The 5851-nt window shown below is 71.4% G+C and carries 6 protein-coding genes, 1 tRNA gene, 1 other RNA gene and 1 pseudogene; 2 read left to right on the forward strand and 7 right to left on the reverse strand.

Annotated features, from left to right (window positions below):
* The coding region (locus tag FRZ03_RS24585) for a DNA polymerase III subunit gamma and tau (protein WP_146467326.1) at positions 1 to 1287 on the reverse strand (1287 nt) is incomplete at its 3' end.
* 76 nt (positions 1288 to 1363) lie between these two features.
* Positions 1364 to 1458: signal recognition particle sRNA small type (gene ffs / locus FRZ03_RS24590), an RNA gene on the reverse strand.
* Positions 1459 to 1531: 73 nt separating this feature from the next.
* On the opposite strand from ffs, the gene FRZ03_RS24595 reads away from it, so the two are divergent.
* Positions 1532 to 1619, forward strand: a tRNA-Ser gene (locus FRZ03_RS24595).
* Positions 1620 to 1681: 62 nt separating this feature from the next.
* Here the strand turns inward: FRZ03_RS24595 and FRZ03_RS41440 are convergent.
* Positions 1682 to 2164, reverse strand: a pseudogene (locus tag FRZ03_RS41440) (site-specific integrase); the annotation flags it as partial.
* Between the two features lie 289 nt (positions 2165 to 2453).
* Here FRZ03_RS41440 and FRZ03_RS24605 point away from each other — a divergent pair.
* The gene (locus FRZ03_RS24605; RefSeq protein WP_186785586.1) at positions 2454 to 3692 is read left to right on the forward strand and encodes a hypothetical protein; all 1239 of its coding nucleotides are present in this window, start codon (positions 2454 to 2456) and stop codon (positions 3690 to 3692) included.
* A 96-nt stretch (positions 3693 to 3788) separates the two neighbouring features.
* On the opposite strand, the gene FRZ03_RS24610 is transcribed toward FRZ03_RS24605, so the two are convergent.
* The 4 genes from FRZ03_RS24610 to FRZ03_RS24625 form a co-directional block, all read right to left on the reverse strand.
* Positions 3789 to 4529 (reverse strand): SDR family NAD(P)-dependent oxidoreductase, encoded by a 741-nt coding sequence (locus tag FRZ03_RS24610; protein WP_146467322.1) that lies wholly within the window; start codon positions 4527 to 4529, stop codon positions 3789 to 3791.
* Entirely contained in the window at positions 4526 to 5002 is a 477-nt protein-coding gene (locus tag FRZ03_RS24615) for a cupin domain-containing protein (RefSeq protein WP_146467323.1), read from the reverse strand. The genes FRZ03_RS24610 and FRZ03_RS24615 overlap by 4 nt, the downstream gene beginning before the upstream one ends.
* The gene (locus FRZ03_RS24620) at positions 4999 to 5598 is read right to left on the reverse strand and encodes a GNAT family N-acetyltransferase (RefSeq protein ID WP_146467324.1); all 600 of its coding nucleotides are present in this window, start codon (positions 5596 to 5598) and stop codon (positions 4999 to 5001) included. Before FRZ03_RS24620 ends, FRZ03_RS24615 begins: the two co-directional genes overlap by 4 nt.
* The coding region (locus tag FRZ03_RS24625) for a penicillin acylase family protein (RefSeq protein ID WP_146467325.1) at positions 5588 to 5851 on the reverse strand (264 nt) is incomplete at its 5' end. The genes FRZ03_RS24620 and FRZ03_RS24625, both read right to left, overlap by 11 nt.

Here is a 5851-nt window from a genome sequence, read left to right on the forward strand (position 1 = left end):
CGCCCGTACGGCCGCGCGCGCCGCCGCGGGTCCTCCCCCGGGCGGCACCGCCGCGGCCGGGGCGCCGCCGTGGGCCTCCGGTCCGGGGACGTACCCCATGGCCGGGGCACCGGCGCCACCGGAGAAGCTGACGCCGCGCTCCAGGCGGTCGAGGCGGGCCATGACGGAGCGCTCGTCGCCGTAGGCGGCGGGGAGCAGGACGCGGGCGCAGATGAGTTCGAGCTGGAGGCGGGGCGAGGTGGCGCCGCGCATCTCGGTCAGGCCCGCGTTGACCAGGTCGGCGGCGCGGCTCAGCTCGGCGGCGCCGAAGGTGGAGGCCTGGGCCTGCATGCGCTCCAGCACATCGGCCGGGGCGTCGATGAGCCCCTTGTCGACGGCGTCGGGGACGGCGGCGAGGATCACCAGGTCCCGCAGCCGTTCGAGCAGGTCGGCGACGAAGCGGCGCGGGTCGTTGCCGCCCTCGATGACGCGGTCCACGACCTCGAAGGCCGCCGCCCCGTCACCGGTGGCGAAGGCCTCCACGACGGAGTCGAGGAGGGAGCCGTCGGTGTAGCCGAGGAGGGCGGTGGCCATGGCGTACGTCACACCGTCGGCGCCCGCGCCCGCGAGGAGCTGGTCCATGACGGACATGGAGTCACGGACGGACCCGGCGCCGGCGCGCACGACCAGGGGCAGCACGCCGTCCTCGACGGGGATGTCCTCCTTCTGGCACACCTCGCCGAGGTAGTCGCGCAGGGTGCCGGGCGGCACCAGCCGGAAGGGGTAGTGGTGGGTCCGGGACCGGATGGTGCCGATGACCTTCTCGGGCTCGGTGGTGGCGAAGATGAACTTGAGGTGCTCGGGCGGCTCCTCCACCACCTTCAGCAGCGCGTTGAAGCCCGCCGACGTGACCATGTGGGCCTCGTCGATGATGTAGATCTTGTACCGGCTGCCGGCCGGTCCGAAGAAGGCCTTCTCGCGCAGCTCGCGGGCGTCGTCCACACCACCGTGGGACGCGGCGTCGATCTCGATGACGTCGATGGAGCCCGGGCCGTTGCGCGCCAGGTCCCGGCAGGACTGGCACTCGCCGCACGGGGTCGGGGTGGGGCCCTGCTCACAGTTCAGGCAGCGGGCGAGGATGCGCGCGCTGGTGGTCTTCCCGCAACCGCGCGGCCCGCTGAACAGGTACGCGTGGTTGACCCGGTTGTTCCGCAGCGCCTGCTGCAGCGGGTCGGTGACATGCTCCTGCCCGATGACCTCGGCGAAGGTCTCGGGACGGTAGCGGCGGTACAGCGCGAGAGACGACACGCTTACGAGGTTATAGGCGCCCACCGACAACCGGCCCCGCCCGCCGACACCGGGCGCCCGGCACGGGCCCGGCAACGAAGACGCCCCCCACGCACCCGCCAGAGCCGACCTACCCTTGCTGCCTTCCGGCCCTGGGGGAGTTCAGTCAGATAGCGCCGCGTGAGGGGCTACGCAGAGAGTACCCGATCCGGGACCGCGGGAACGAGTTCGCGAGCACTCCCCTCGGTCATGTAATGTTTCCGGCGGAGGATTCGCCTAGAGGCCTAGGGCGCACGCTTGGAAAGCGTGTTGGGGGCAACCCCTCACGAGTTCGAATCTCGTATCCTCCGCCAGTGCCTCACCGGGCACGATGTCGAAGGGCCCCCTGGAAACAGGGGGCCCTTCGACGTTGTCCCTACGGCTCGTCGTCCTGGTCTTCGTCCACAGCGGGGCTTTCCGGGGACCCTCGGACGGCGCGCCCGATCTTCCGGGCCGCTTCCTTGAGCATGGGATCGGTCACGTGCAGGTACCGCGCGCATCCGGGCAGCGCCGCCCGGCTCCCGACCCGTGATCCGGTCGATGACCGGACTCGGTCCACGGGTTCCCGGCCGCCGCGCGCTCCGGTCCTGCGCCTCCCGGTGGGAGCGGAGCATCACGACCAGCGGGCCCGGGAGAGGCACGCTGCGGCGTCCGGCCCGCGATGTCGTGTTCTTCGTCTCGCGTCGCACCTGTACCCGGGTCGGGCGGTAGCCGGCCTTCCGGCCGCAGCGCCTGCCTCGCGGCACCCGTGCTCGTACTCCGGCCGCGGCCGGTTCCGGCGAAGCAAGAGACTCTGCACCTCATCGACCGAATAGGGCTCCGCCTCCGTCTCATCTTCGTCCAGCCGGGGTGGAGCCGCCCTTCCCGACTGCGGGTCCGTAGGCGGCGTGCGTGGGGAGCTCCCATCCCATCCGCCGTCACGCGAGCGGCGTGCCCGCACGCGCCCATCGCACGAGGGGTGCCCCGCCTGGTTCCCGGGCGGGGCAGGTGCGTCACTGACGGCCACTCAGGCGAGGGCCTCTCGATTGAATTGTGATCTTGGCTGGGCGTGTTGCCTGATCGTCGATTGATCCGGCATTAATCATTTCTTCCGGTGTTCCGGTGCCGCTAACGGGAACGGCACTCGCGATCCGCCCGAAGGAGACTCGATGCGTCTGAGCATCTCTCGTGTCGTCCCCACTCTCATGGGACTCACTCTCGCCGCTTTGGGCGCCGTTACGCCGCCCGCCGGCGCACAAGCCGCCACACCGGGTCCGGACGTACTCGGAGTATCGCAGTCGGCGACGCCGCCTACGGACCTGATGCACGGCATTCCCTCCGCGGAGGGAATCAGAACTCCTCGTGGTACCAGCCGGCCTCTGACCGTGAATGTGACCAGCTGCAGGGAGAGCGACCTGCAAGCCGCGATCGCCGCCGTCGCCACAGTGGGCGGCACGGTCAACCTCAAGCGGCGTTGCACCTACACCCTCACCGACGCCGCACCGCCCAACGGCGATAACGGACTTCCGGTGATCAGGAACAATGTCACGATCAACGGACGCGGCGACACCATCACCCGAGCCGCAACCGCGGGTAATTTCCGTTTCTTCGAAATCGACGGCCCCGATGGAAAGCTCACTCTCAACGCCCTGACCCTCAGCAAAGGTCACGCGTCGGGTGGACTTGGCAACGGCCGGGGCGGTGCGATCTGGCTCAGTGGTGCCGGTCCCGCACTGACGCTGAACGACAGCAGCCTCACCACCAACACCGCCGACACCTTTGGTGGGGCCATCGACGACGACAATGGCGCGGTGAGTGTCAACAGGAGCACGCTCCACAACAACACGGCGTCTTCCGGCGGGGCCGTGTTTGTCAGCCCATTCGGAGGTTCCGGTACGGCGACCGTCGGCAGAAGCAGGATCACCGGCAACCACGCAACGCGTCTGGCCGGCGGGATCGCCGCCGCCGTCGGCACGACGGTGACACTGACAAGCACCCAAGTCACCCACAACGACGTCACCGGCAGCACTCCGCAGGGCGGTGGCATCGCGCAAGCCGGAACCATGACGCTGAAGAGAAGCGAGGTCACAGGCAACACAACCACCGGCGCCAATGCGCAGGGCGGCGGCATCTTCAATATTTCCGGCACGGTGAAGCTCACCGACAGCCCGGTCACTCGCAACACTGCCAACGGCACCAATTCCCGCGGTGGCGGCATCTTCAATACGGGCTTCGGCACGGTGACCCTCACCCGTAGTCCGGTAACCCGCAACCAGGCGCTGGGAACGGGTGCGAACGGTGGCGGCATCTTCAACGCCAGCGGCACGGTAACGCTGGTCGCAAGTCCCGTCACCGGTAACCAGCCCGACAACTGTGGTAGCCCCAGCACCGTACCCGGCTGCTCCTAGCCTCGATCTTTCGTGAGGGTCCGCCGACGGAGTCGGTGGACCCTTTCGCTTTCCGGAGCTGACGGCGGGCAGGCCGGCGGCCCGCTGGGGCAACCCTCACGAGTTCGAATCTCGTATCCTCCGCCCGCCCGAAGGGCCTATGCCTGTCCAGCAGGCCCTTCCCGAAGCCACGACCGGTGGGGAGCGGTCAGCGGGTCCGAGAGGGCCCGTGGGGGCGGCGGCGAGCCAGCGGTGGACGCCGTCCGGCCAGGCCTGTGCCAGGCCCGGACGGTCGACCAGCCCGGGCGAGACCGTGTTGACGCGGATGCCCTCGGAGCCGTACTCCAGGGCGGCCGCGCGGGCGTGCATCACCACCGCCGCCTTGGCCGCGCTGTAGTGGGCGTGGCCGGGGGCCGGACGGGCCGCCTCGACGGAGGCGATGTGGGTGATGGTGCCGCCGCCGCGCATCCGGGCGGCCGCGGCCTGGGTGCAGGCGAAGACGCTGGTGAGGTTGGTGTCCACCACCGCCCGCCACTCGGCCGCCGTCATCCCCGGCAGCGGCTGGACCGGCTGCACGGCCGCGTTGTTGACCAGCGCGGTGAGCCGGCCGCCGGACCAGCGCACGGTCTCCTGGACCAGCCGGTGGCAGGCGTCCTCGTCCGTCAGGTCCGCCCGGAGCACGACCGCCTCGCCGCCCAGGTCCCGGATCCGGGCGGCGGCCTCGGTGGCCGCGTCCACCGCCGTACGGCAGTGCAGGGCCACCGCCGCGCCCTCCTCGGCGAAGCGCAGCGCGATGGCGCGGCCGATGCCGCCGCCCGCGCCGGTCACCAGGGCGGTCTGTCCGTCGAGCAGGCTCATGGGCGGCACAGTTCCCTGATCCGGGCGGCTTCGGAGGGATAAAGCGCCGTGAGGTCCGCCGCGTCGCCGTGTTCGTAGTCCTCGTAGGTGAATCCGGGGGCCGTCGTACAGCCGAAGAACGTCCACGCGCCGCCCGCCGCCACCCGCGCGCCCATCCAGGTGCGGGCCGGCACGGTCAGCTGGAGCCGCTGGCCCGAGCGCAGACCGGGACCGAGGACGGCGGTGCGGGCGGTGCCGTCGGGGGCGAGGAGCAGCAGGTCGAGCGGGTCGCCGAGGTAGAAGTGCCAGACCTCGGCGTACGGCAGCCGGTGCAGGGCCGAGTAGTCGTCCGCCGTGAGCAGTGCCACGATGGCGGCCCCCTCGGGACGGCCGTCCGCCCGGCGCGGGCCCGCCCAGGTGCGGCGGAACAGCCCGCCCTCGCGGGGGATCGGTTCGAGTCCGTAGTGCGCGATCAGCTCGTCCGCGGTCGTCACCCGGGGAAGGCTACCGGCCGTTCCAGGAACGCGAGTTGCGCGTGCTTCTCGGGGAGGTACACGTCCGGGAGGTCCACCTCCGGCAGGACGACGGCCGGCCCGGGCACGAAACCCTGGCGGACGAAGCGGGCGATCGCCTTGGCGTTGCGCACGTCGGGGTCGATCACGAGCCTGCGCCCGCCGAGGGCCGTCAGCGCGTACGTCGTCAGCACCGTCAGCAGCGCGTGGCTCCAGCCGGGGCGCGGTCCGCCGGGGCCCGCGGGGGCGAGGAGGACGTGGACGCCGAGGTCGCCGGGGCGTACGTCGTAGCACTCGCCGACCCGGTCGGCGGCCGGCTCGTACGTCTGGAACAGGGCGGCCGGGACGCCGTCCTTGGTGACCAGGTGGGCGTGGTGGGTGTCGAGGCCGGCCATGTGGGTGTAGATCTCGGCGACCTGGTCGCGGGTGAGGCCGTTCATGCCCCAGAAGGCGGCGCGTTCCTCGCTCACCCAGGCGTGGATCACGTCGGCGTCGGCGGCCGGGTCCAGGGGGCGGACGCGGACGGTGCCGAAGCCGTCGACGTGCTGCTCGTACGGCTCGTGCGGGTCAGTGGTCACGGAGGTGCTCCTCGGTGCGGTCGCGGGTGAGCAGGGCCCAGTCGGTGACGACCGGGGCCAGTTCTCCCCCGAGCCACAGGGGGAGTTGGTCGCGGTGGTGGGGGCCGCCGGCGACGCCATCGGCGCCGAAGGGGACGATCCAGCGGCTGCGGTCCCGGTCGGCCAGGTCCCAGACGTAGCGGGCGGCCGGCCCGCGGGCGGCACGGTCGGTGACGCCGGGGACGGCCGAGGTGCACAGCACGCAGTCGTGGTC

Origin of the sequence: Streptomyces misionensis (genome assembly GCF_007896895.1) — a bacterium.
GTDB lineage: Bacteria > Actinomycetota > Actinomycetes > Streptomycetales > Streptomycetaceae > Streptomyces > Streptomyces misionensis_A.